This is a genomic window from Burkholderia sp. JP2-270 (assembly GCF_003233675.1).
Lineage (GTDB): Bacteria > Pseudomonadota > Gammaproteobacteria > Burkholderiales > Burkholderiaceae > Burkholderia > Burkholderia pyrrocinia_C.
Genome location: NZ_CP029824.1, coordinates 2,990,403 through 3,012,668, shown reverse-complemented (window position 1 = coordinate 3,012,668; position 22,266 = coordinate 2,990,403). Strand labels below are relative to the sequence as shown.

Below are 22,266 nucleotides of genomic sequence, written 5' to 3'. Positions count from 1 at the left end.
GTTACCGTGCGGCCGGTGCGCCGGACGCGCCGGCAGCGGCGACCTGCGCGGGCCGGGAAACGGCCGCCGCGGCCTTCGCGCCCGACGTGTTGGCGCCGGCGGCGGGTTGGTCGTCCGCCGGAACGTCCTTGCCCGTCTCGACGCCGCCGCCGAGCGCGGCCATCAACTGCGCGTGTGCGGCAAGGCGTTCCGCATCGATGCGGGCCGCCGTCTCCTGCGCGCGCAGCAACTGCTGTTGCGCGATCAGCACGTTCACGTAATCGGTCAACCCGCGGCGGAAGCCCTCGCGCGACAACTGGTAGCTGCGGTCGTTGGCGGCCACCGAGCGCGCGGCGTCCTTCTTCTGCGCATCGAGCGAGCGGATCCGCACGACCTGGTCGGCGATGTCCTTGAGCGCGCCGACGATCGTCTGGTTGTAGCGCTCGACCGCCTGGTCGTAGCCGGCATTCGCCGCGCCGAGCTGCGCGCGCAGCCGGCCGCCTTCGAAGATCGGCAGCGACAGCGCGGGGCCGGCCGTCCAGCCGCCGTTCATCGCGCGCAGGAAGTCGGTGAACGGCGCGGTCACGCCGAAGCCGCCGACCGTCGCGAGCAGGTCGATGTTCGGGTAGAACGAGGCCTTCGCGACATCGATGCCGCGCGCCTGCGCGTCGACCGTCCAGCGCGCCGCGACCACATCGGGGCGGCGGCCGAGCAGGTCGGCCGGCAGCGCCGACGGCAAGCCGGCCGGCGCGTCGAGCGCAAGCTGCGGCCGCTTGATCGCGTCGCCGGCGCCCGGGCCCTTGCCGGCCAGTGCGGCGAGCTGGTGGCGCGCGAGCTGGATCGCTTCTTCATAGCTGTCGATCTGGCGCTCGTAGTCGGGCAGCGTCGATTCCGCCTGGCTCACTTCGAGCTGCGTGCCGAGGCCGGCCTGCAGCCGCTTGCGCGCGAGATCGGCGAGCGAGCGCTGGCGTTCGAACGTTTCGTGCGCGAGGTCGAGCAGCGCATAGTTCATCGACATGCCGACATACGCGCGCACGACGTTGACTTCGAGTTCGAGCTTCGCCGCGCGCGCGTCGGCGGCGGTCGCATGCGCGGTGTCGAGCGCGCGCTCGGTCGCGTTCTTGTCCTTGCCCCACAGGTCGAGGTGGTAGGACAGGCCGAGCGTGCCGGTGTTGTTCCAGGTATCGGTGTTCGCGAGCGGGCCCGGGCCGTAGTACACGTTGTCGGGCCAGTGCTGGCGCATCAGCGAAAGATTGCCGTTGATCTGCGGCAGTTCGGCCGAGCGGGCGACGCGCGCCATCGCCTGCGCTTCGCGCACGCGTGCCTCGGCGGCCGCGAGCGTCGGGTTGCCGGCCTGGGCGGCGGCGATCCAGGAATCGAGCTGCGGATCGCGGTAGGCGCGCCACCAGTCGGCCGCGGGCCAGCCCGCGTCGCGGTCGGCCGCCCGGATCGCGGCGCCGGCGTCGAGCGCGTTTGCTTCGATGCGGGCCGACTGCGGCTTGTTGTCGCCCATGCTCGCGCATCCGGCCATTATTAATGAGACTGCAAGAACCGCCAGTGCGAGCGTCCCTTTTGTCGCCGGAGACTGCACGATTTTCTCCCTTTCGGATATAGATAGTCGGATGCGATTATATTTTTCAGTGATTCCTGAATAAATGGACAAGGGTGCAAGTCATTTTTACGAATCCTGAGACAATACTTGTTCGCCTCTGTGCAACAATCCTTCCGGATTCAAACGGGTAATCGGATGGATACGTTACAAAACATGCGGGTATTCGTCCGCGTGGTCGACGCGGGGAGCTTTACCGCGGCTGCCCAGCAGATGAATTCGACCACCGCCTATGCGTCGCGCGCGGTCTCGGATCTCGAGGCGCACCTGCGCACGCGCCTCCTGAACCGCACGACACGCCGGATCGCGCTGACCGAAGCCGGCGAGCGCTACCTGCAGCGCTGCGAGCAGATCCTCGCGTACGTCGACCAGGCCGAAGCCGAGGCCGGCGATGCGCACGCGCGCCCGTCCGGCAAGCTGAAGGTCCATTGTTTCACGAGCCTCGGCCAGCACTACCTGGTGCCGGCCATCGCGCGCTATCGCGAGCGCTATCCGGACGTGCACGTCGAGCTGACGCTCGCGCAGCGGATGCCCGACCTGCTCGACGAGGGGTACGACGTTGCAATCGTCGTCGGTCGCGACCTGCCCGATTCGGGGCTCGTGTCGCAGCGGCTCGGCGAGAGCTACAGCGTCGTGTGCGCATCGCCCGGCTACGTCGAGGCGCACGGCGTGCCGCAGCGGCCGGCGGATCTCGCGCAGCACGTGTGCCTCGGGATGGTCGCGCCGGGCTTTCACTACGACGAATGGGCGCTGGCGGGGCCGAACGGCGAAGAGGTCGTTCCGATCACGGCGCCGCCGTTTCGCGTGAACGTCGCCGAGGCGCTCGCGGCGGCCGTGCGGGAGGGGATGGGGATCGGCGGGCTGCCGCTTTATTCGGCGATCGGCTGGCTGCGCAGCGGGCACATCGTGCGCGTGATGCCCGAGTACCGGTCGCACGTGATGAACATCTACGCGCTGTATCCGTCGCGTCAGTACCTCGACGCGAAAATCCGTACCTGGGTCGATTTCCTGCGCGACGAGCTGCCGTCCACGCTCGCCGCCGACGAAGCAGCGCTCGAACAGTACACGCGTGCGACATGACGGCGCGGTTGACCGCAATCTGACGAGATTTGTCCTTCATGCAACATTTCTTTACGAACGCGTGTCAGACAGTTTGATACTGTTAAAGTAATTGAGATACGTCACCCCGGAGTAGCAATGGATACGCACCTGATGATCGGCCTTGGAGTCCTGCTTGGCGCGGCCGCTGCCGCCGCGGCGACCCGCGACCTGCTGCGTGCGATGAAGGCGAAGGCACGGATGAAGCCGGTGCCGGTGCGCGTGCGCGCGGCGCAGCACGGATCGCGCCGCAGCGACCGCTGATCGGGCCATATCAGCCGGGTCGGAGAAGGCCGCGCAACGCGGCCGGGCGGGCCGGCGTTCAGCCGAGCTCGACGACCTTGTCCCACGCGAACGCGGTATTTTCCAGTTCGCCGGTGCGCCGGCGGATGTAGCCGCGCGGATTGCATACCACGCGCGTGCCGCCGTCCGCAACATAGTCGAATGACGTATGCGTGTGGCCGTGGATCCACAAATCCACCGGCGGCCGCACGAGTTCCGCCATATCCGTGACGAACCCCGCCGACGCAAGGTCTTCCGCATAGCGTTCCGCCAGCGAGCGCCGGTGCGGCGCATGATGGGTGACGACGATCGTCCGCCCCGCGAACGGCACCGCGAGCTGCGCTTCCAGCCACGCGCGGCCTTGCCGATGCAGCGCGATTGCATCGGCCGGCGAGAAATCCCGTTCCGCCGCGCCCGGTGCCGCATGCAGCGCCGCGTCGTGCGGCCAGGTCACCTGGATCAATCCCTTGAAATCGAGCATCACGCGCAGCCCGGCTTCGATTGCGGCGGCGATGCTGGCTTCGTCGCTGCCGAACAGCGAGAAATCCGCCCACAGCGTCGTGCCGAGCACGCGAACGCGCTGTTCGGGATCGACGTAGATGCCGTTGTTCAGGTAATGCACGTTGTCGAGCGCATGCGCCGCGTCGCGCATCGCCGCCTCCAGCGCGCCGAATTCCCCGTCGTAGTACTCGTGGTTGCCCGGCACGTAGATCACCGGCACGGCCGGGTCGAACGTCTCGGCGGCCCAGCGCAGGCCTTCCGCGTGATTGTGGATGTCGCCGGCGAGCACGACGAGATCCGCGTCGGCATGTGCGATCGCGTCGGGCTGGTTGCTTTCGAGATGCAGGTCGGACAGTACGCGGACTTTCACGGGCTTCGCTCCGGAGTGGGCGGCTTCAGCGCAGGACCTTGCCGGGATTCATCAGGCCGCGCGGGTCGAGCGCGGTCTTCAGCGTGCGCATCAGCGTCGTTTCGACCGGCGACTTGTAGCGCTGCGCGTCGTCGATCTTCAACTGGCCGATGCCGTGTTCCGCGCTGATCGTGCCGTGGTGGCGGTGCACGTTGTCGTAGACGATCCGGTTGATCGGCGCCTGGAACGCGGCGAGGAACGCCTTCGGATCGCCGCCTTCGGGCATCTGCACGTTGTAGTGGAGGTTGCCGTCGCCGAGGTGGCCGAACGTGACCATCCGCGCGCCCGGCGCAGCCTGCTGGATCGCCGCGTCGGTCTCGTCGATGAACCGCGCGACCGACGAGATCGGCACCGCGATGTCATGCTTGATGTTGAGCCCCTCGTCGGCCTGCGCGAGCGGGATGTGCTCGCGCAGGTCCCAGAACGCGCGCGACTGCGCGAGATTTTCAGCGACCACCGCGTCGACCACGAGCCCGGCCTCGAACGCTTCTTCCATCAGTTTCTCGAACAGCCCGCGCGCATGCGCTTCGCTTTCATTGTCGGACAGTTCGAGCAGCACCGTCTGCGAATGCGTCTGCGCGAACGGGTAGCGCAGTTGCGGGTAGTGCTTGCCGACCAGTTGCATGCAGAAATCCGACATCAGCTCGAAGCCGGTCAGCAGCGGCCCGGCCGCGCGCTGCGCGAGCGCGAGGAAGTCGAGCGCCGCGTGCGGCGATTCGAGCGCGGCGAGCGCCGTGACCTGCGCGGCCGGCAGCGGATGCAGCTTCATCACGGCAGCGGTAATGATCCCGAGCGTGCCTTCCGCGCCGATGAACAGGTCGCGCAGGTCGTAGCCGGTGTTGTCCTTGCGCAGCCCGCGCAGGCCGTCCCAGATCTCGCCCTGCGGCGTCACGACCTCGAGCCCGAGGCACAGCTCGCGTGCGTTGCCGTAGCGCAGCACCGCGGTGCCGCCGGCATTGGTCGACAGGTTGCCGCCGATCGTGCAGCTGCCTTCCGCCGCGAGGCTCAGCGCGAACAGCCGGCCGCCTTCGCGGGCGCGTGCCTGCACGTCGGCGAGGATCACGCCGGCTTCGACGGTGATCGTGTTGTTGTGCGGATCGAGCGCGCGCACGCGGTTCAGGCGCGCGACGCTCAGCACGGCCTGGCTGCCGCTCGCGTCGGGCGTCGCGCCGCCGGCGAGGCCCGTGTTGCCGCCTTGCGGCACGAGCGCGATGCCGTGCGCGTTGGCCAGCTTGACGAGTGCGGCGACTTCGGCCGTGTTCGCGGGTTTCAGCACCGCGCACGCGGCACCCTTGTAGCGGCGGCGCCAGTCGGTCAGGAACGGTTCGGTATCGTGCGGATCGGTCAGCACATGGTCGGCGCCGATCGCGTCGCGGCACGCGGAAACGAAAGCTTCGGAGGACATCATTACCTTGTCGCGTAAGGGTCAGGACGCGGCGCGCGACTTTTTCGCCGCGCGCTTGAACGGCGCGACGTACGCCAGCGCCGCCACGAAGAAGCCGACGGCAAGCGCGGTCTCGCACCAGCCGAGCGTCGCGGACAACCCGCGATCGGACATGCCGCGCACGATGCCTTCGGCGAAATAGACGAGAATCAGCATGCTCGCCCACTGCATCGTATAGATGTTACGCCGCCAGACGCCGGGCAGTGCGAGCGCGAGCGGCAGGGCCTTCAGCATCAGCGCGGAGCCGCCGGGGCGCAGCGGCGCGAGCCACAGCTCCCACGCGAGCGACAGCGCGATCAGTGCGACGAGGCATGCGACGGCGGCCAGAGCGCAGCGCGGCCGGGCAGCGACGGCGGGGCGGGCGGGGGCGTTCATGCGGCTTCGGCGGCCTGGGCGTTGGAGAGGGCCGCCGCCGCGCGTGCGAGCCGCACGCCGAGCGCGGCCGCGAGCGCCTTTTCGTCCGCCGACAGCCCTTCGGGATCGGCGCGGCCGTGCTGCGCGACATGCGACGCGCCGTACGGCGTGCCGCCGGTGCGGGTCGTGCTGAGCGCGGATTCGGTGTACGGGATCCCGACGATCATCATCCCGTGATGCAGCAGCGGCAGCATCATCGACAGCAGCGTCGATTCCTGGCCGCCGTGCAGGCTGCCGGTCGACGTGAACACGCTCGCCGGCTTGCCGGTCAGCGCGCCCGACAGCCATTGCGGCGTCGTGCCGTCGAGGAAATACTTGAGCGCGGCGGCCATGTTGCCGAAGCGGGTCGGCGAGCCGAGCGCGAGGCCCGCGCATTCCTCGAGGTCGCGCAGTTCCGCATAGGGCGGACCGTCGGCGGGAATGTCGGGGGCGCTGGCTTCGCAGACCGTCGACACGGGCGGTACGGTGCGGATGCGTGCCTGCATGCCGGGCACGCTGTCGATGCCGTTGGCGATCGCGAGCGCGAGATCGCGCGTGGCGCCGTGACGGCTGTAATAGAGGACGAGGATGTCTTTCATGGGCTACGGAGCCGCGTGCGGCCGCGCGCGTGCCCGGTGCAGTCGGCCCCTGCTGGATCGAGCGGCTATTATAGGGGCTGAAGCCGTCGCGCAGCGCGGCGGCGGCGCGCCTTCGGGCGCGCGGCACCGAGAAGGAGAAGCCGTTTGCCGAAGTTGAGCGTCGATCTCGACACCCTCAAGCGCCTCGCGCAGTTCGCGGCCCGGCGCAGCGCCGAGGATCGCATCCCGCAAGTGGCGGGCAGTCTGACGTTTACGACGATGCTGGCGCTCGTGCCGCTCGTGACGGTCGCGTTCGCGCTGTTCACCGCGTTCCCGATGTTCGCGTCGTTCCAGCTGTCGCTGCAGGGGTTCCTCGCGGATCACCTGATGCCTGCGCAGTTCAACATCCAGATCTTCAAGTACCTGAACCAGTTCGCGTCGAAGGCCAAGGGGCTGACGACCGCCGGCCTGATCGCGCTCGTCGTCACGTCGGTGATGACGATGATGACGATCGAATCGGCGTTCAACCTGATCTGGCGGGTGCGCAAGCCGCGGCCGTTCGCGCAGCGCGTGCTCGCGTACTGGGCACTGATCACGCTCGGCCCGCTGCTGTTCGGCGTGAGCCTGTCGATCTCGTCGTACCTGTTCACGCAGTCGCTGGCGTTCACCGGCGCCGCACCGTCGACGTCGATCGTCGAGTGGCTGCTCGCGCTCGCGTCGCTGCCGCTGACGGTGCTCGCGTTCACGCTGCTGTACGTGTACCTGCCGAACTGCACGGTCGCGTGGCGCGACGCGGTGATCGGCGGGCTGTTCGCGGCTGTCGCGTTCGAACTCGCGAAGCGCGGCTTCGGCTACTACGTGCGGCGCATTCCGACCTATACGGCCGTGTACGGTGCATTCGCGGCGCTGCCGGTGTTCCTGCTGTGGGTGTATCTCAGCTGGTTCGTCGCGCTGCTCGGCGCGATGGTGGCGTCCGCGCTGCCGGCGATCCGCGTCGGCCAGTTCCATCGCATCCACTATCCGGGCAGCGACCTGCTCGATGCGCTCGAACTGCTCGCGCGGCTTGCCGAGGCGCGCGCGGCCGGCAAGCCCGGGTACGCGGCGCTGCGGCTCGCGGCCATGCTGCGCTGCGACATGGAAACCGCGCAGCGGCTGCTGACGACCATGGAGGAACGCGAATGGGTCGCGCGGCTGGACGGCGGCGATGCCGCGCCGCGCTACGTCCTGCTGGCGAACCCGGAGCAGTTGACCCTGGCGCAGCTGTTCGACGTGCTGGTGATCGACCGCACGGAGCTGACCTACCAGCTGCAGCGGCGGCGCAGCCATGTCGATGGCGCTGCGCTGCTCGAGGTGCTGTCGAACGAGCGGTTCGACGTGTCGCTCGCGTCGCTGATCGCTGAGCACCGGCTCGCGGGCGCACAGCCGGCGGGTGTCCCCGGGCAGGCGCCGGACGGCGTGCCCGACCCGCACGCGCGGCCGCCGCGGCCCGCGTGAATGCGGGGCCGGCGGCTACAGTGAAATCTTGCCGATGCAGATGTCCTTGAACATCACCCAGTCGCCCATCAGGCTGTAGATCGGGTGCCGGAACGTGGCCGGGCGATTCTTCTCGAAGAAGAAGTGTCCGACCCACGCGAACCCGTAGCCGCAGACGACAGCCGCCGGCAGCCACAGCCAGTTGCCTGTCGCGATCGCCATCGCGACGCAGCCGATCACGCCGAGCGAGCCGATGAAGTGCAGCCGCCGCGACGTCAGGTTCTGGTGTTCGTTCAGGTAATACGGGTAGAAATCAGCGAAGCTGGCGAATTGCTCCGAATGCGTATGCGCCATGGCCGTCTCCTCGGGCCGCTGTTCATGCGGCCATTGTGCGGCCGGCGGCCGGTGTCCGCAAGCGGCGGCGGCCCGCCGCGCCGGCCCGTGCTTTCCTTTTGACAGGCTTTCCGATAGGATCGAAAGAGGTTTTGCATTCAAGCATGAGGGGACTACGATGCGCGTCAGCGATATTCTGAAAGTGAAGGGCAACACGCTGTTTACGGTGACGCCCGATAAGCCGCTGCGCGAAGCGGTCGATACGATGGCCGAGCACGACATCGGTTCGCTCGTCGTGATGGAGTACGGCGATCTCGTCGGGATGCTGACGTTCCGCGAGATCATCCTGCGCCTGCACGTCAACGGCGGTGCGATCGGCGACGTGCAGGTGCGCAAGGTGATGGACGAGCCGCTCACGTGCACGCCGGAAACGGACGTCAACGAAGTGCGCCGGATGATGCTCGAGCGTCACGCGCGCTATATGCCCGTGCTCGACAAGAAGGTGCTGATGGGCGTCATTTCGTTCTACGACGTCGCGAAGACGGTCGTCGAGGCGCAGAGCTTCGAGAACCGGATGCTGAAGGCGTACATCCGCGACTGGCCGGAATCGGAAGCCGAAGCGCACAAGCCGTGAACCACGCCGCGCCCGGCGCCCTGACGCGCGGGCGTCGTCATCCGGCATGCGGCGGCGCAGGTTTGTCCTGCGCCGCCGTTTTTTCAACGACAACACGACAAGGCCCGCGCAGCTTCGCCAAGACGACGCGCGCGTATTCCGCATGAGCGATCAAACGCAAGCCACTTCGGGGCGGCGCGACGAACAGCGCGCCCACGCATCGCAGTTCGACCTGCTGCGCGAGCGCCGTTTCGCACCGTTCTTCACGACCCAGTTCCTCGGCGCGCTGAACGACAACGTCTTCAAGATCGGCTTCACGTCGCTCGTCACCTATCACACCGCACGGTTCTCCGGCGTCGACGCGAAGACCGCCGCATTCCTGATTTCCGCGATCTTCATCCTGCCGTTCGTGCTGTTCTCGGCGACGTCCGGCCAGATCGCCGACAAGTACGACAAGGCGACCCTCACGCGCTTCGTGAAGACCTTCGAGATCGTGCTGATGCTGGTCGGCGCGGCCGGCTTCGTCACGCACAGCGCGCCCCTGCTGTATCTGTGCACGTTCATGATGGGGATGCACTCGACGCTGTTCGGGCCCGTCAAGTATTCGTACCTGCCGCAGCATCTCGGCGAGCACGAACTGGTCGGCGGCAACGGTCTCGTCGAGATGGGCACGTTCATCGCGATCCTGATCGGCACGATCATCGGCGGTGCCGCCGCGGGCATCGAAGGCAGCGGCGAGCGCGTGCTCGCGGTGAGCGTCGTCGTCATCGCGCTCGCGGGGCGGCTTGTCGCGCAGCGCGTGCCGTCCACGCCGGCGCCGCAGCCCGATCTCGTGATCAACTGGAATCCGTTCAGCGAGACCTGGCGCAACCTCGGGCTCGCACGGCAGAACCGCACCGTGTTCCTGAGCCTGCTCGGCATCTCGTGGCTGTGGTTCGTCGGCGCGACGTTCCTCACGTCGTTCTTCAATTTCGCGAAGGACGTGCTGTCCGCGAGCCCCGACGTCGTCACGATCCTGCTCGCAACGTTCTCGGTCGGCATCGGCCTCGGTTCGCTGCTGTGCGAGCGCCTGTCGCAGCGGCGCGTCGAGATCGGCCTCGTGCCGCTCGGCTCGATCGGCATCAGCGTGTTCGCGATCGAGCTGTATTTCGCGAGCCATGCGCTGCCGTCGCCCGGCCACCTGCTGTCGGTCGGCGAATTCCTGGCTGGCGCGCGCCACTGGCGCATCCTCGCCGACCTGTTCCTGCTCGCGATGTTCGGCGGCTTCTACAGCGTGCCGCTGTACGCGCTGATCCAGAGCCGCAGCGCACCGACGCACCGCGCGCGGATCATCGCCGCGAACAACATCCTGAACGCGCTGTTCATGATCCTGTCGGCCGTGATGGCGATGGGGCTGACCAAGGCCGGCGTCGGCATCCCGGGCCTGTTCCTCGTCACCGCGCTGCTGAACGTCGTCGTCGCGGCGTATATCTACCTGCTCGTGCCCGAGTTCCTGCTGCGCTTCGTCGCGTGGGTGCTCGTGCACACCTTCTACCGGATTCGCCTCGTGCACGCGGAGCGGATCCCGGCGGAGGGCGCGGCCGTGCTCGTCTGCAACCACGTCAGCTATGTCGATGCGCTCGTGCTGGCCGCCGCGAGCCCGCGCCCGATCCGTTTCGTGATGGATCACCGGATCTTCAAGACGCGCTTCGCGAGCTGGGTGTTCCGGCATGCGAAGGCGATCCCGATCGCGCCGCGCCACGAGGATCCCGGGATGCTCGCGCGCGCGTACGACGCGTGCGAGGCCGCGCTGAAGGACGGCGAACTCGTGTGCATCTTCCCCGAGGGCAAGCTGACGAAGACGGGCGACATCAACACGTTCCACCACGGCATCACCGAGATCCTGAGCCGCACGCCGGCGCCGGTGATTCCGATGGCGCTGCGCGGGCTTTGGGGCAGCTATTTCTCACGGCATTCCGATGCGCGGATGCCGCGGCCCATCAAGCGCGGCGTGATGAGCCGGCTGACGCTGGCGGTCGGCGAGCCGATTCCGGCGTCGGTCGCGACGCCCGAGTCGCTGCAAGCCGCGGTGACCGAGCTGCGCGGCGCGCGGAAGTAGGCGGGCGGGGTGCCCGCCGGTATCGCGCCGGGCGAGTATTTCGCCTGCAACCGGGCCGGAACGGGCTTGCGGCCGCACCGCCCGGGCTGCGCGCGCACGTACCGTGCGCCCGGCGTGCGTCTCATGCGGCACGCTTTGTCGGGACGGCTGGCATAATAGCGGCTTACCTCTTTTTCTCGACCGGCAAACGATCGACCTGCCTGCGGCCCGGGCTGCGCATCGGTTTGTCCATTTCTCTTTGGGCGGTTCCATCATGTCCGGCAATACCCTCGGCACGCTTTTCACTGTCACGACCTTCGGCGAATCGCACGGTCCCGCGATCGGCTGCGTGATCGACGGCTGCCCGCCGGGGATGGGGCTGACCGAAGCCGACATCCAGGTCGAGCTCGATCGCCGCAAGCCCGGTACGTCGCGGCACGTGACGCAACGGCAGGAGGCCGACGAGGTCGAGATCCTGTCGGGCGTGTTCGAAGGCGTGACGACCGGCACGCCGATCGCGCTGCTGATCCGTAACACCGACCAGCGCAGCAAGGACTACGGCAACATCGTCGAGACGTTCCGTCCCGGCCATGCCGATTACACGTACTGGCAGAAGTACGGCATCCGCGACTACCGCGGCGGCGGCCGCTCGTCCGCACGCCTGACCGCGCCGATCGTCGGCGCGGGCGCGGTCGCGAAGAAGTGGCTGCGCGAGCGCTTCGGCGTCGAGGTGCGCGGCTACATGAGCGGCCTCGGCGAGATCGACGTGCCGTTCGTCGACTGGTCGCACGTGCGCGAGAATCCGTTCTTCTCGCCGAACGCGGCGGTCGTTCCCGAACTCGAGGCCTACATGGATGCGCTGCGCAAGGACGGCGATTCGATCGGCGCGCGCATTGACGTCGTCGCGTCGGGTGTGCCGGTCGGCTGGGGCGAGCCCGTGTTCGACCGTCTCGATGCGGACATCGCGAAGGCGATGATGAGCATCAACGCGGTGAAGGGCGTCGAGATCGGCGCGGGCTTCGACAGCGTCGCGCAACGCGGCTCGGTGCACGGCGACGAGTTGACGCCGGGCGGCTTCGTCGGCAACCATGCGGGCGGCGTGCTCGGCGGGATCTCGACGGGACAGGACATCACCGTGTCGATCGCGATCAAGCCGACGTCGAGCATTCGCACGCCGCGCCGCTCGATCACGAAGGCCGGCGAGGAGGCTACGGTGGAAACCTTCGGTCGCCACGATCCGTGCGTCGGCATCCGCGCGACGCCGATCGCCGAGTCGATGCTCGCACTGGTGCTGATCGACCACGCGCTGCGCCATCGCGCGCAGTGCGGTGACGTCGAGACGCAGACGCCGAAGATCGCGGGCAGCGCGACCTGACGCAAGCGGGCGGGGCGCGGTGCGCGTCGTCTCGACCGTCGAACGATGAATGCAAACGGGGCGCTGCGTAATGCAGCGCCCCGTTTCGTTTGCAGCGGTTTGCAGCGGCCCTAAAAAAACGCGCCGCTCATGGCGGCGCGTTCCGGCAGCTTACATGTTCGGATAATTCGGCCCGCCGCCGCCTTCGGGCGTGACCCACACGATGTTCTGCGTCGGGTCCTTGATGTCGCAGGTCTTGCAGTGCACGCAGTTCTGCGCGTTGATCACCAGCCGATCGCTGCCGTCGTCGTTCTTCACGAACTCGTACACCGCCGCCGGGCAGAAGCGTCCCTCCGGCCCCGCGTACGTGCGCAGGTTCACGTTCACCGGCACGCTCGCATCCTTCAGCGTCAGGTGCGCCGGCTGGTTCTCCTCGTGATTCGTGTTCGAGATGAACACCGACGACAGCCGGTCGAACGTCAGCTTGCCGTCCGGCTTCGGATACTCGATCGGCTCGCACTGCGACGCCGGCTTCAGCATCTCGTGGTCCGCGTGCTGGTGATGCAGCGTCCACGGCACGTTGCCGCCCATCACCTTCTGCTCGAGCCCGACCATCAGCGTGCCCAGGTACAGCCCCTTGGCCATCCACTGCTTGAAGTTGCGCGCGCGGTACAGCTCCGTGTACAGCCACGACTGCTTGAACGCGTCCGGGTATGCGTTGAGCTCGTCGCTCTGGCGGCCGGCCTGCACCGCGTCGAACGCGGCGTCGGCCGCCAGCATGCCGGTCTTGATCGCCGCGTGGCTGCCCTTGATCCGCGATGCGTTCAGGAAACCCGCGTCGTCGCCGATCAGCGCGCCGCCCGGGAACACCGTCTTCGGCAGCGACAGCAGCCCGCCCGCGGTGATCGCGCGCGCACCGTACGACACGCGCTTGCCGCCTTCGAGGAACGCGCGGATCGACGGGTGCGTCTTGTAGCGCTGGAATTCCTCGAACGGCGACAGGTACGGGTTCGTGTAGCCGAGGCCCACCACGAAGCCGACCACGACCTGGTTGTTGTCCATGTGATACAGGAACGAGCCGCCGTAGGTATCGGACTTCAGCGGCCAGCCGGCCGTGTGGATCACGAGGCCCGGCTTGTGCTTCGCGGGATCGATTTCCCACAGCTCCTTGATGCCGATCCCGTACGCCTGCGGATCCGCGTTCGCATCCAGTTTGTACTTCGAGATCAGCTGGCGGCCCAGATGGCCGCGGCAGCCTTCGGCGAACAACGTGTACTTCGCGTGCAGCTCCATGCCGAGCTGGAAGTTCTCGGTCGGCTCGCCGTCCTTGCCCACGCCCATGTTGCCGGTGGCGACACCCTTCACGGAACCGTCGTCGTTATAGAGAATCTCGGCCGCCGGGAAGCCCGGGAAGATCTCGACACCGAGCGCTTCGGCCTGCTGGCCCAGCCAGCGCGTGACGTTGCCCAGCGAGATCACGTAGTTGCCGTGGTTCTTGAAGTTCTCGGGCAGCGCCCAGTTCGGCGTCGTCACCGCGCTTTTCTCGGACAGGAACAGGAAGCGGTCCTCCGTCACCTCGACGGTGAGCGGCGCGCCCTGTTCCTTCCAGTCGGGAAACAGTTCGGTGATCGCGCGCGGGTCCATCACCGCGCCCGACAGGATGTGCGCGCCGATCTCGGACCCCTTCTCGAGCACGCACACGCCGATCTCGGTGCCTTTCTCGGCGGCCAGCTGCTTGAGCCGGATCGCCGCCGACAGCCCGGCGGGGCCGCCGCCGACGATCACGACGTCGTATTCCATCGATTCGCGCGGGCCGTATTGCTCGATGAGGCTTGCGGGGGTCATTGGCGTTCCTCTAACCGTTAGAATGCTTTTATTCGGGAGCGTATTGTCTGCGAAACGAAACGCTTGCCGCAACAGCATGCGTCTAGATTAGCACGATCGTTCTATTTTTTGTGCTAGGGTTATGCCGCCCGGGCCGTGTTGCCCGGGCTGGCGAAATGACATCGAAAGGGGATGTGCAAATGGGTCGATCGATCAATCTGGAAGGCAAGGTTGCGCTGGTCACGGGCGCGTCTAGCGGCCTCGGGCAGCGTTTTGCGCAGGTGCTGTCGCAGGCCGGCGCGAAGGTCGTGCTCGCGAGCCGCCGCGTCGAGCGCCTGAAGGAGCTGCGCGCGGAGATCGAGGCGGCAGGGGGGGCCGCGCACGTCGTGTCGCTCGACGTCACCGACGTCCAGAGCATCAAGGCGGCGGTCGCGCACGCGGAGACGGAAGCCGGCACGATCGACATCCTCGTGAACAATTCCGGCGTGTCGACGATGCAGAAGCTCGTCGACGTGACGCCGGCCGATTTCGAGTTCGTGTTCGATACCAACACGCGCGGCGCGTTTTTCGTCGCGCAGGAAGTCGCGAAGCGGATGATCATGCGCGCGAACGGCAACGGTAACGGCAAGCCGCCGTGCCGGATCATCAACATCGCGTCGGTGGCCGGCCTGCGCGTGTTTCCGCAGATCGGGCTGTACGCGATGAGCAAGGCGGCGGTCGTGCAGATGACGCGCGCGATGGCACTCGAATGGGGACGCCACGGGATCAACGTCAACGCGATCTGTCCGGGCTATATCGATACCGAAATCAATCATTACCTGTGGGAAACCGAGCAGGGCCAGAAGCTGCAGTCGATGCTGCCGCGCCGGCGCGTCGGCAAGCCGCAGGATCTCGACGGGCTGTTGTTGCTGCTCGCGGCCGACGAGTCGCAGTTCATCAATGGCTCGATCATCTCCGCCGACGACGGCTTCGGCCTCGCCTGAGCGGATGACATTCAGCAACAAAAAAGACTGCAATGAGCGCAACAAGCGATTACTCACCCGTTTTCGAGATGTCGATGCCAATCCGCTGGGGCGACATGGACGCGTTCGGCCACGTGAACAACACGGTCTATTTCCGCTACATGGAGCAGGCGCGGATCTCGTGGTTCGAGGAACTCGGCATCGCCGGCGGCAACGGCGAGGGGCAGGGGCCCGTCATCGTCACGGCGTCGATGGAATTCCTCAAGCAACTGCATTATCCGGGCGACGTGATCGCGAAGATGTCGGCCGCGAAACCCGGCCGAAGCAGTTTCGACACCGGTTTCGAGCTTACGCGTGCGGACGATCCGCAGCACGTCTATGCGCGCGGCAACGCGCGCTGCGTGTGGGTCGACTATGCGCTCGGCAAGTCGGTGCCGCTGCCGCAACTGCTGCGCGACACGATCGAGCGCGCGCTCGCGACGAAAATCGGCTGAGCGCCGATGTGGCGAGGCCGGCGCCGTCGCGCCGGTGAGTCGCGATGCCCGTTTGTTACCTGAATCGGCCGCCATGCGCGGCCGATTGTCATCCGGGCGCTGCCGTTTGCTGCCCGTTCACTGCCCGAGCAAGCGCTGCACCAGCTCCGGCGTGTTGTTCGTCCCGTACTTGCGCATCAGCCGTGCGCGGTAGATGTCGACCGTGCGCGAACTGATGTCGAGCACGCGCCCGATCTGCTTGCTGGTCTTGCCGGTCGCGAGTTGCGCGGCGATCTCGCGCTCGCGCGGAGTCAGTTCGACCGCGACGCGGCGCGTCGCGCTCAAGTCCTCGAAGGTCCAGACGCCGGCCGCGAGCGGCGCGGTGCGGTCGAGCGCGCGGCCCGTCACGTGGCACCAGAACAGCTCGCCGTCAGCCCGTTTCATGATTCTGTCGTCCGAATAGATGCCGTTCGCGGCCATCACGCGCGAGATGCGCTCACCGATTCGCTGGAATTCGTCCGTCGAAGGGTAGAGCACCTCGTACGATTTTCCGATCAGGTCGGCCCGCGCGCAGCGGAAGATCGACGCGAGCGCGTCGTTGCAGTCCTCGATTACGCGGTCGCGCGACATCACGAGGCCGAGCGGCGCGAGGTGGAAGGCAGTCTGGTAATCGAGAGCGGGCATGGCGCAGGCAACCGGAGGCAAACGCTTATGTATTTTTGCGTATTGTGCCGCATCCGCGCCGCATCGTACCCTTTCAGGCATCTCGCGGCAGTTCGCCGCGACATAAAAACAGCGCGCCTCGACGCACGCATCGCCGCGCATGCATAGAATGATGCGGCGGGCTTGCGGCCCACGTGGGCGCGTGAACCGGTTTCGCTGGTTTCCATAGAGGAAGGGACAACAGATGAACAAAGTCTATCCAAGCGCGGCTGCCGCGCTGGAAGGGATCGTCCGCGACGGACAGACCTTCGCGGTGGGCGGCTTCGGCCTGTGCGGGATTCCCGAGGCGCTGATCGGCGCGTTGCGCGATTCGGGCGTCAAGGGCATCACGTGCATCAGCAACAACGCGGGCGTCGACGGTTTCGGTCTCGGCCTGCTGCTGGAAACGCGCCAGATCAAGAAGATGATTTCCTCGTATGTCGGCGAGAACAAGGAGTTCGAGCGCCAGTACCTGGCCGGCGAACTCGAGCTCGAATTCACGCCGCAGGGCACGCTCGCCGAAAAGCTGCGCGCAGGCGGCGCGGGCATCCCCGCGTTCTTCACGAATACCGGCTACGGCACCGTGATCGCGGAAGGCAAGGAAACGCGCCAGTTCGGCGATCGCCACTACGTGCTCGAGCCGTCGCTGACGGCCGACGTCGCGCTCGTGAAGGCCTGGAAGGCCGACAAGTCCGGCAACCTGATCTATCGCCGCACCGCGCGCAACTTCAACCCGATGTGCGCGATGGCCGGCAAGATCACCGTGGTGGAGGTCGAGGAGATCGTCGAGAACGGCGCACTCGATCCGGACCAGGTCCATACGCCGGGGATTTTCGTGCAGCGCATCGTGCTGAACGCGACGCCGGAAAAACGCATCGAACAACGCGTCGTACGCGCGAAAGGAGACTGACATGGCCTGGAATCGTGACCAGATGGCCGCGCGCGCGGCGAAGGAACTGCAGGACGGCTTCTACGTGAACCTCGGCATCGGCCTGCCGACGCTCGTCGCGAACCACGTGCCGGAAGGCGTCGAGGTGTGGCTGCAGTCGGAGAACGGGCTGCTCGGCATCGGCCCGTCGCCGACCGAGGACGAAGTCGACGCCGATCTCATCAACGCCGGCAAGCAGACCGTCACGACGCTGCCGGGTTCGTCGATCTTCTCGTCGGCCGACTCGTTCGCAATGATCCGCGGCGGCCATATCAACCTCGCGATCCTCGGTGCGATGCAGGTCAGCAAGCAGGGCGACCTCGCGAACTGGATGATCCCGGGCAAGATGATCAAGGGGATGGGCGGCGCGATGGACCTCGTCGCGGGCGTGAAGCGCGTCGTCGTGCTGATGGAGCACGTCGCGAAGGGCGACCAGCACAAGATTCTCGACGAATGCAACCTGCCGCTGACAGGTGTCGGCGTGGTCGACCTGATCATCACCGATCTCGGCGTGATCGAAGTGACGCCGGCCGGCCTGAAGGTTCTCGAGCTCGCCGACGGCGTGAGCGCCGACGAGATCCAGGCGAAGACGGGCGCACCGCTCGACGTGAGCGCGGTCGCGTAAGCCGACGGAGCTTGGCGCCGCGCGCCGTTGCGCGGCTACGGCGCCCCGCATGCTTCGATGCATGCGGGGCGCTGTCTTTTGGCGCGCACGATGCGCGTTTTCATGGCGGCCGCGCCCGTGTCGCGGACCTTTCTCGACGTACTACGCGATTGCGCCGCCGCCGTCGACGAGCACGGTCGAACCGGTGGAGTACGGCGTCGCCGCCAGATAGACGATCGCGTTCGCGACATCCTCGGCCCGGCCCACGCGGCGCGCCGGCAACCGCTGCGCGGCGCCGGCGAACATGGCGTCGCGTGCGTCGGTCGCGAGCTTGTCCCACAGCGGCGTGGCGATCAGGCCGGGCGACACCGTATTGACGCGTACGGGGGCCAGTTCGAGCGCCAGGCCGCGGGCCAGTGCATCGAGTGCCGCATTGATGGCGCCCTGCAGCACCGACGATGCACTCGGTCGCACGCCGAGAAACCCCGACACGAACGTCAGCGAGCCGCCCGGGACGATGTCGATTGCGCGCGCGATGCGATACGCGCCCCAGAACTTGCTGTCCATCGCGGCCTGCGCGGCGTCGAATGCGAGCGAACGGACCGGGCCCGTTGCGGTCTGGGCGGCGGAAATCACGACATGGTCGAATCGGCCGGCGCGTGCGCAGAATGCGTCGACTTCGTCGGTTCGCGTGATGTCGAGCGATACGAAGCGCGTGCCGTGGCCGATAGCGGCCGCGGCTGCCTCGCCCTTGCGTGCGTCGCGCGAAGCGATCGTCACGCGTGCGCCGCGTTGTGCGAATGCCTGCGCGGCGGCCGCGCCGATCCCGGAGCTCCCGCCGACCACGAGCACCGCGTTGCCGTTGAATGAATCGTTCATGATGGTTCGTTTCCGTTGAGAAGAAAGAAATCCGGTCAGATCGTCTCGGTTTCGCGCAGTGTCGCCGCGCTGCCGAGCGCGTAACGCGCGATCTCGTCCTTGCGCATGAACGCGACACCCGGATGCGATCGCGCGTAGCGCAGGAATTCGTCCCACGCACGGACCATCTGCGGCGTGCCGCTGATCCGGTCGTGTGCGCTGATCGACATCAGCCTGCGTCGCTGCCCGCCCTCCGCGTAGAGCTGGTCGAAATCGAGCTTGATCTGCTCCAGGAACATCGTCGGCGAGTAATTGCGGCCTTCGATCAGCAGGATGTCGTTGTTGCGCAGCGTGTACGGGACGACCACGAAATCGTGCCCGTTCACGGTCTCGATGAACGGCTCGTCGCGGCTGACGTCGTCGATGTGATAGACGTAGCCGAGTTCCTGCAGCAACGACAGCGTGTTTGGCCCGCGCCGCAACCAGTTGCAGTTGTAGCCGATCGGCCTCGTGCCGGTTACCGCCTCGACCATGTCGCGCGCTTCGGTCAGGAAGCGTCGTTCGTCGTCGCGGCTCATCGCGAATTGCGCGCGCCAGGTCGGGCCGTGCGCGGCCGCTTCGTGGCCGCGCGCGACGATCTCGCGGGCCAGTTCGGGATGGCGGCGCGCGGCTTCCCCGATCATGTGCGACGTGACTTTCACGTCGTGGCGGTCCCACAGGTCGAGAAGGCGCGGAATCCCTTCCCGGTAGCCGTATGCGAACCAGGTGGCCGACGCGAGATCGACCGGCACGGACGGTGGAAACGCGACGGACGGGAAGGGGCTGTCCGCGCCCTTGGGCGGTTGCCCGCCAGCTTCGAACTGCATCGAGATCGAGATTGCCAGGCGCGTGCCGTCGGGCCAGAACGGGCCTGCGTCCGGCGCTGCGGGCGCTGGCCCGGGCGACGCCGCGGCCGGCGAGGCGGCGCCTGCGGCAAGTGCGACGCCGGCTGCCAGCCCGGCGCCGGCCTGCGCCAGAAACGTGCGGCGCGGCAGAGGCGCGGACATATCGTAGTCGCTGCGAGTCATCGTCTCCTCCTTCAGCCCACGAGCCCGAGCTGGCGCATCAGCGTCAGGTTGTCCTCGATATGCCAGTTCTCCGCGATCCGGCCGCGTTCGATCCGGTAGATGTCGGTCGCGATGAAATCGACCGCCTGTCCGCGCCCTGTCGTTCCGTGGAAGGCGCCGGTGAAATGCCCGCGAAAATGCAGGTGCACGACGACACGATCGCCCGCGACGATCATCTGTTCGATGTCGCAACGCAGGTCCGGGATCGCTTCGCGCATCGTGCGGGATGCCGCGAGCGGCCCCGGTACACCCTGTTCGCGGCCGGCCGGGAGCGTGCGGTCGTTGAAGTCGGCGGCGAGTGCCGTGCGGGCCAGTGCCGCATCTCCGGTGTCCCAGAACGTGCCGTAACGGCGCGCGGCGAGGATTTGCGCACGTGCTTGCGCGGCCGGCAGGTCCGACGCGACGGTCAGGCGGTGCGGCGCGACGAGGTCGGCGGCGCGGGACACGGCGGGCGACAGCGCGACGACGCAGGCGGCTGCGGCGAGCACGCGGGCGATCGGGCGGGCGGCCGACGGAGGGCGGATCGACATGTTTCGGTTTTCCTGTGGATGGCGTCATGCGACGACGCGGAACAGGTATGGTAGGTTTCCGTTTAACACCCAAATACGGGCGAAAAGAGAATGGATTATTCGAAAAAAGGAAAGATGTGGATCGATCGGGCGTCACGATGCTGATCGACGATCTCCCGGCGCTCGACACCTTCGCGAGGATCGTGTCGGCTGGCAGCCTGTCGGCGGCAGCGCGCGAACTCGACTTGTCGCTGTCCGTCGTCAGCAAGCGGCTCGCGCATCTCGAGTCGCAGCTCGGCGTGCGTTTGCTCCACCGGACGACGCGACAGCAGACGCTTACCGACGACGGCGCGCAATTTCACGCGCAGGTGCTGCGTATCCTGGCCGAGGTCGAGCGCACCGAAACGCTGATGCGCGATCGCCGCGGCACGATAAGCGGCGTGTTGCGCGTGACGGCGCCCGGCGAACTCGGCCGTCTGCGGATCGCGCCGCTCGTTGCGGCGTTTCAGCAGCAACATCCGCAACTGGCCGTGCAACTGATGCTGACCGACGCGATCGTCGATCTGCTCGCGCACGAAATCGACGTCGCCGTACGGATCGGCAGGCTCGCCGACTCGACGATGATCGCGCGCGAGCTCGCGCCGAATCATCGCGTGCTTTGCGCGTCGGCGAGCTACCTCACGGCGCACGGCGTGCCGACCCATCCGGCCGAGTTGCCTGCGCATCGATGCATCGTGATGGGCGAACAGCCTCGTGCCGAATGGCGGTTCGACGGTGCGCAAGGCGCCGTTGCCGTCGAGGTGACGGCCGCGCTGCTGACCAACGACGGCGGCGCGGCGCGCACGTTGGCGCTGGAAGGGGCGGGTATCGCGTTGAAGTCGATCTGGGACGTCGGCGCCGATCTCGACACAGGCCGGCTCGTTCGCGTGCTGCCGGGCTTCGCCGCACCTGCCGCGCCGCTGCATGCCGTTTATCCCGGCGGCCGCCACGTGCCGCTGCGCGTGCGGGCCTTCGTCGATTTCCTGCGCGAGCGTTTGCGGGCGGCGTGGCACCGCAGCGATTGAGCGCGCCGCGAACGACGTATCGCTTGCGCGGCCTTGTGGCGACTCGCCGTTCCGAAGCGGTTTACAATCGTTCGCACCGGGCGGCGCAAGCGCTGTCCCGCCGCTTCACCCCCGTTCGACAGGATGCCAACGATGCCAACGACCCCAGCGAGTCTCCCGGTTCCTCGCCAGCGGCGCGTGCAGTGTGCGAGCGCTGCCGGCCTTCACCACGTCGCCTATACCGAATGGGGCGACCCCGCCAACCCGCGCGTGCTGGTTTGCGTGCATGGCCTGACCCGTTCCGGGCGCGATTTCGACCGGCTCGCTGCCGCGCTGTCCGATACCTATCGCGTCGTTTGCCCCGATGTCGTCGGGCGCGGCCGGTCCGACTGGCTCGCCGATCCGCGGCTCTATGCGATCCCGCAATACGTGGCCGACATGGTGACGCTGATCGCGCGGCTCGACGTCGAATCGGTCGACTGGTTCGGCACGTCGATGGGCGGCCTGATCGGCATCGCGCTCGCGGGGCTGCCCGGTTCGCCGCTGCGGCGGATGATCGTCAACGACGTCGGCCCGCGCATCGAACCCGATTCATTGACGCGCATCGGCGAGTATCTCGGCGTGCAGCCGTGCTTTGCGACCGAGCAGGAGGGTGTCGACTATCTGACGTCGTTGTCGCTGCCGTTCGGCGCGCTGACCGCCGACGAGTGGCGCGAGATCAACGGGCCGCTGCTGCGCGAGCTGCCCGAAGGCGGCTGGACGATGCGCTACGATCCGCGCATCGCCGAGCCGTTCAAGGCGACCACGCCCGAACTGGCCGCGCTCGGCGAGGCCGCGCTGTGGCGTGCCATCGAGACGACGGACGCGTCGCTGCTCGTCGTGCGCGGCGAGACGTCCGACCTGCTGTCGCGCGAGACGGTGGTCGACATGATGCGTCGCGGCCGGCATGTGACGCAGGCCGAGATTCCGGGTGCGGGCCACGCGCCGGCGTTCATCGGCGCCGACCAGATTGCGCTCGCGCGGCGGTTTTTCGTCGAAGGCGGCGCATAAACGAGTCATAATATGCGGTTCGGCGGCACGCGGGCCGTGTCGTCGTCCGATTCTTCACCCACTC

General features: G+C 67.3%; 23 protein-coding genes. 12 read left to right on the top strand and 11 right to left on the bottom strand.

All coding sequences use genetic code 11. The features are described 5' to 3' along the window. Position 1 precedes the first annotated feature (1 nt). Positions 2-1,570: an efflux transporter outer membrane subunit gene (locus DM992_RS14245; RefSeq protein ID WP_162631677.1), complete on the bottom strand. Its 1,569-nt coding sequence runs from the start codon at positions 1,568-1,570 to the stop codon at positions 2-4. A gap of 156 nt (positions 1,571-1,726) precedes the next feature. Between DM992_RS14245 and DM992_RS14235 the strand changes: the two genes are divergently transcribed. Beyond that, positions 1,727-2,668, top strand: a complete 942-nt coding sequence (locus DM992_RS14235) for a LysR family transcriptional regulator (RefSeq protein ID WP_111017259.1) — start codon at positions 1,727-1,729, stop codon at positions 2,666-2,668. Positions 2,669-2,785: 117 nt separating this feature from the next. Further along, positions 2,786-2,950 (top strand): hypothetical protein, encoded by a 165-nt coding sequence (locus DM992_RS42290; protein ID WP_165948056.1) that lies wholly within the window; start codon positions 2,786-2,788, stop codon positions 2,948-2,950. A 58-nt stretch (positions 2,951-3,008) separates the two neighbouring features. Here the strand turns inward: DM992_RS42290 and DM992_RS14230 are convergent, their stop codons facing one another. From DM992_RS14230 to wrbA, 4 genes are read right to left on the bottom strand one after another with little or no spacing between them, the layout of a single operon-like run. Continuing rightward, positions 3,009-3,839, bottom strand: coding sequence for a metallophosphoesterase (locus tag DM992_RS14230; RefSeq protein ID WP_111017258.1), 831 nt, complete (start codon positions 3,837-3,839; stop codon positions 3,009-3,011). A 25-nt stretch (positions 3,840-3,864) separates the two neighbouring features. Further along, positions 3,865-5,286, bottom strand: a complete 1,422-nt coding sequence (locus DM992_RS14225; protein ID WP_111017257.1) for an FAD-binding oxidoreductase — start codon at positions 5,284-5,286, stop codon at positions 3,865-3,867. A gap of 18 nt (positions 5,287-5,304) precedes the next feature. Further along, positions 5,305-5,697 carry a DUF2069 domain-containing protein gene (locus DM992_RS14220; RefSeq protein WP_111017256.1) on the bottom strand — a complete coding sequence of 131 codons (393 nt, stop codon included), beginning with the start codon at positions 5,695-5,697 and terminating at the stop codon, positions 5,305-5,307. Then, positions 5,694-6,314, bottom strand: a complete 621-nt coding sequence (wrbA, locus tag DM992_RS14215; RefSeq protein WP_111017255.1) for an NAD(P)H:quinone oxidoreductase — start codon at positions 6,312-6,314, stop codon at positions 5,694-5,696. Before wrbA ends, DM992_RS14220 begins: the two co-directional genes overlap by 4 nt. 144 nt (positions 6,315-6,458) lie before the next feature. Between wrbA and DM992_RS14210 the strand changes: the two genes are divergently transcribed. After that, positions 6,459-7,787, top strand: coding sequence for a YihY family inner membrane protein (locus DM992_RS14210; protein ID WP_111017254.1), 1,329 nt, complete (start codon positions 6,459-6,461; stop codon positions 7,785-7,787). 15 nt (positions 7,788-7,802) lie between these two features. On the opposite strand, the gene DM992_RS14205 is transcribed toward DM992_RS14210, so the two are convergent. Beyond that, the gene (locus tag DM992_RS14205; protein WP_111017253.1) at positions 7,803-8,120 is read right to left on the bottom strand and encodes an Mpo1-like protein; all 318 of its coding nucleotides are present in this window, start codon (positions 8,118-8,120) and stop codon (positions 7,803-7,805) included. Positions 8,121-8,277: 157 nt separating this feature from the next. On the opposite strand from DM992_RS14205, the gene DM992_RS14200 reads away from it, so the two are divergent. The 3 genes from DM992_RS14200 (at position 8,278) to aroC (ending at position 12,164) form a co-directional block, all read left to right on the top strand. Beyond that, the gene (locus DM992_RS14200; RefSeq protein WP_006488504.1) at positions 8,278-8,733 is read left to right on the top strand and encodes a CBS domain-containing protein; all 456 of its coding nucleotides are present in this window, start codon (positions 8,278-8,280) and stop codon (positions 8,731-8,733) included. Between the two features lie 142 nt (positions 8,734-8,875). Beyond that, positions 8,876-10,810, top strand: a complete 1,935-nt coding sequence (locus tag DM992_RS14195) for an MFS transporter (protein ID WP_111017935.1) — start codon at positions 8,876-8,878, stop codon at positions 10,808-10,810. Between the two features lie 253 nt (positions 10,811-11,063). Continuing rightward, positions 11,064-12,164 carry a chorismate synthase gene (aroC, locus tag DM992_RS14190; protein ID WP_111017252.1) on the top strand — a complete coding sequence of 367 codons (1,101 nt, stop codon included), beginning with the start codon at positions 11,064-11,066 and terminating at the stop codon, positions 12,162-12,164. Positions 12,165-12,314: 150 nt separating this feature from the next. On the opposite strand, the gene DM992_RS14185 is transcribed toward aroC, so the two are convergent. Next, positions 12,315-13,988 carry an electron transfer flavoprotein-ubiquinone oxidoreductase gene (locus DM992_RS14185; protein ID WP_111017251.1) on the bottom strand — a complete coding sequence of 558 codons (1,674 nt, stop codon included), beginning with the start codon at positions 13,986-13,988 and terminating at the stop codon, positions 12,315-12,317. Positions 13,989-14,167: 179 nt separating this feature from the next. Here DM992_RS14185 and DM992_RS14180 point away from each other — a divergent pair, with 179 nt between their 5' ends. Then, positions 14,168-14,950 (top strand): SDR family oxidoreductase, encoded by a 783-nt coding sequence (locus DM992_RS14180; RefSeq protein WP_034184000.1) that lies wholly within the window; start codon positions 14,168-14,170, stop codon positions 14,948-14,950. Positions 14,951-14,982: 32 nt separating this feature from the next. Then, positions 14,983-15,423, top strand: coding sequence for a thioesterase family protein (locus DM992_RS14175; protein ID WP_111017250.1), 441 nt, complete (start codon positions 14,983-14,985; stop codon positions 15,421-15,423). 117 nt (positions 15,424-15,540) lie between these two features. On the opposite strand, the gene DM992_RS14170 is transcribed toward DM992_RS14175, so the two are convergent. Further along, positions 15,541-16,086, bottom strand: a complete 546-nt coding sequence (locus DM992_RS14170) for a PAS and helix-turn-helix domain-containing protein (protein ID WP_111017249.1) — start codon at positions 16,084-16,086, stop codon at positions 15,541-15,543. Positions 16,087-16,309: 223 nt separating this feature from the next. On the opposite strand from DM992_RS14170, the gene DM992_RS14165 reads away from it, so the two are divergent. Both DM992_RS14165 and DM992_RS14160 read left to right on the top strand, forming a co-directional pair. Further along, complete coding sequence (locus DM992_RS14165; RefSeq protein ID WP_111017248.1) at positions 16,310-17,014, top strand: CoA transferase subunit A; 705 nt, start codon at positions 16,310-16,312, stop codon at positions 17,012-17,014. A 1-nt stretch (position 17,015) separates the two neighbouring features. Continuing rightward, entirely contained in the window at positions 17,016-17,657 is a 642-nt protein-coding gene (locus DM992_RS14160; protein WP_047900502.1) for a CoA transferase subunit B, read from the top strand. A gap of 141 nt (positions 17,658-17,798) precedes the next feature. Here the strand turns inward: DM992_RS14160 and DM992_RS14155 are convergent, their stop codons facing one another. Genes DM992_RS14155 through DM992_RS14145 form a run of 3 tightly spaced genes read right to left on the bottom strand, consistent with a single transcriptional unit; the run spans position 17,799 to position 20,130 of the window. Further along, on the bottom strand, positions 17,799-18,515 hold the full coding sequence (locus DM992_RS14155; protein WP_111017247.1) for an SDR family oxidoreductase: 717 nt from the start codon (positions 18,513-18,515) through the stop codon (positions 17,799-17,801). Positions 18,516-18,550: 35 nt separating this feature from the next. Next, positions 18,551-19,561 (bottom strand): polysaccharide deacetylase family protein, encoded by a 1,011-nt coding sequence (locus DM992_RS14150; RefSeq protein WP_111017246.1) that lies wholly within the window; start codon positions 19,559-19,561, stop codon positions 18,551-18,553. Between the two features lie 11 nt (positions 19,562-19,572). Further along, positions 19,573-20,130, bottom strand: coding sequence for an ester cyclase (locus DM992_RS14145; RefSeq protein ID WP_111017245.1), 558 nt, complete (start codon positions 20,128-20,130; stop codon positions 19,573-19,575). A gap of 137 nt (positions 20,131-20,267) precedes the next feature. Here DM992_RS14145 and DM992_RS14140 point away from each other — a divergent pair, with 137 nt between their 5' ends. Together DM992_RS14140 and DM992_RS14135 are read left to right on the top strand one after the other, a co-directional pair. Next, the gene (locus DM992_RS14140) at positions 20,268-21,173 is read left to right on the top strand and encodes a LysR family transcriptional regulator (RefSeq protein WP_111017934.1); all 906 of its coding nucleotides are present in this window, start codon (positions 20,268-20,270) and stop codon (positions 21,171-21,173) included. Positions 21,174-21,305: 132 nt separating this feature from the next. Next, positions 21,306-22,202, top strand: a complete 897-nt coding sequence (locus DM992_RS14135) for an alpha/beta hydrolase (protein WP_111017244.1) — start codon at positions 21,306-21,308, stop codon at positions 22,200-22,202. Positions 22,203-22,266: the final 64 nt, after the last annotated feature.

Coding starts and splice junctions, on each gene's coding strand:
- DM992_RS14235 (WP_111017259.1), top strand. CDS start 1,727: ATGGATACGTTACAAAACATGCGGGTATTCGTCCGCGTGGTCGACGCG.
- DM992_RS42290 (WP_165948056.1), top strand. CDS start 2,786: ATGGATACGCACCTGATGATCGGCCTTGGAGTCCTGCTTGGCGCGGCC.
- DM992_RS14225 (WP_111017257.1), bottom strand. CDS start 5,286: ATGATGTCCTCCGAAGCTTTCGTTTCCGCGTGCCGCGACGCGATCGGC.
- DM992_RS14220 (WP_111017256.1), bottom strand. CDS start 5,697: ATGAACGCCCCCGCCCGCCCCGCCGTCGCTGCCCGGCCGCGCTGCGCT.
- wrbA (WP_111017255.1), bottom strand. CDS start 6,314: ATGAAAGACATCCTCGTCCTCTATTACAGCCGTCACGGCGCCACGCGC.
- DM992_RS14205 (WP_111017253.1), bottom strand. CDS start 8,120: ATGGCGCATACGCATTCGGAGCAATTCGCCAGCTTCGCTGATTTCTAC.
- DM992_RS14200 (WP_006488504.1), top strand. CDS start 8,278: ATGCGCGTCAGCGATATTCTGAAAGTGAAGGGCAACACGCTGTTTACG.
- DM992_RS14195 (WP_111017935.1), top strand. CDS start 8,876: ATGAGCGATCAAACGCAAGCCACTTCGGGGCGGCGCGACGAACAGCGC.
- aroC (WP_111017252.1), top strand. CDS start 11,064: ATGTCCGGCAATACCCTCGGCACGCTTTTCACTGTCACGACCTTCGGC.
- DM992_RS14185 (WP_111017251.1), bottom strand. CDS start 13,988: ATGACCCCCGCAAGCCTCATCGAGCAATACGGCCCGCGCGAATCGATG.
- DM992_RS14180 (WP_034184000.1), top strand. CDS start 14,168: ATGGGTCGATCGATCAATCTGGAAGGCAAGGTTGCGCTGGTCACGGGC.
- DM992_RS14175 (WP_111017250.1), top strand. CDS start 14,983: ATGAGCGCAACAAGCGATTACTCACCCGTTTTCGAGATGTCGATGCCA.
- DM992_RS14170 (WP_111017249.1), bottom strand. CDS start 16,086: ATGCCCGCTCTCGATTACCAGACTGCCTTCCACCTCGCGCCGCTCGGC.
- DM992_RS14165 (WP_111017248.1), top strand. CDS start 16,310: ATGAACAAAGTCTATCCAAGCGCGGCTGCCGCGCTGGAAGGGATCGTC.
- DM992_RS14160 (WP_047900502.1), top strand. CDS start 17,016: ATGGCCTGGAATCGTGACCAGATGGCCGCGCGCGCGGCGAAGGAACTG.
- DM992_RS14155 (WP_111017247.1), bottom strand. CDS start 18,515: ATGAACGATTCATTCAACGGCAACGCGGTGCTCGTGGTCGGCGGGAGC.
- DM992_RS14150 (WP_111017246.1), bottom strand. CDS start 19,561: ATGACTCGCAGCGACTACGATATGTCCGCGCCTCTGCCGCGCCGCACG.
- DM992_RS14145 (WP_111017245.1), bottom strand. CDS start 20,130: ATGTCGATCCGCCCTCCGTCGGCCGCCCGCCCGATCGCCCGCGTGCTC.
- DM992_RS14140 (WP_111017934.1), top strand. CDS start 20,268: ATGCTGATCGACGATCTCCCGGCGCTCGACACCTTCGCGAGGATCGTG.
- DM992_RS14135 (WP_111017244.1), top strand. CDS start 21,306: ATGCCAACGACCCCAGCGAGTCTCCCGGTTCCTCGCCAGCGGCGCGTG.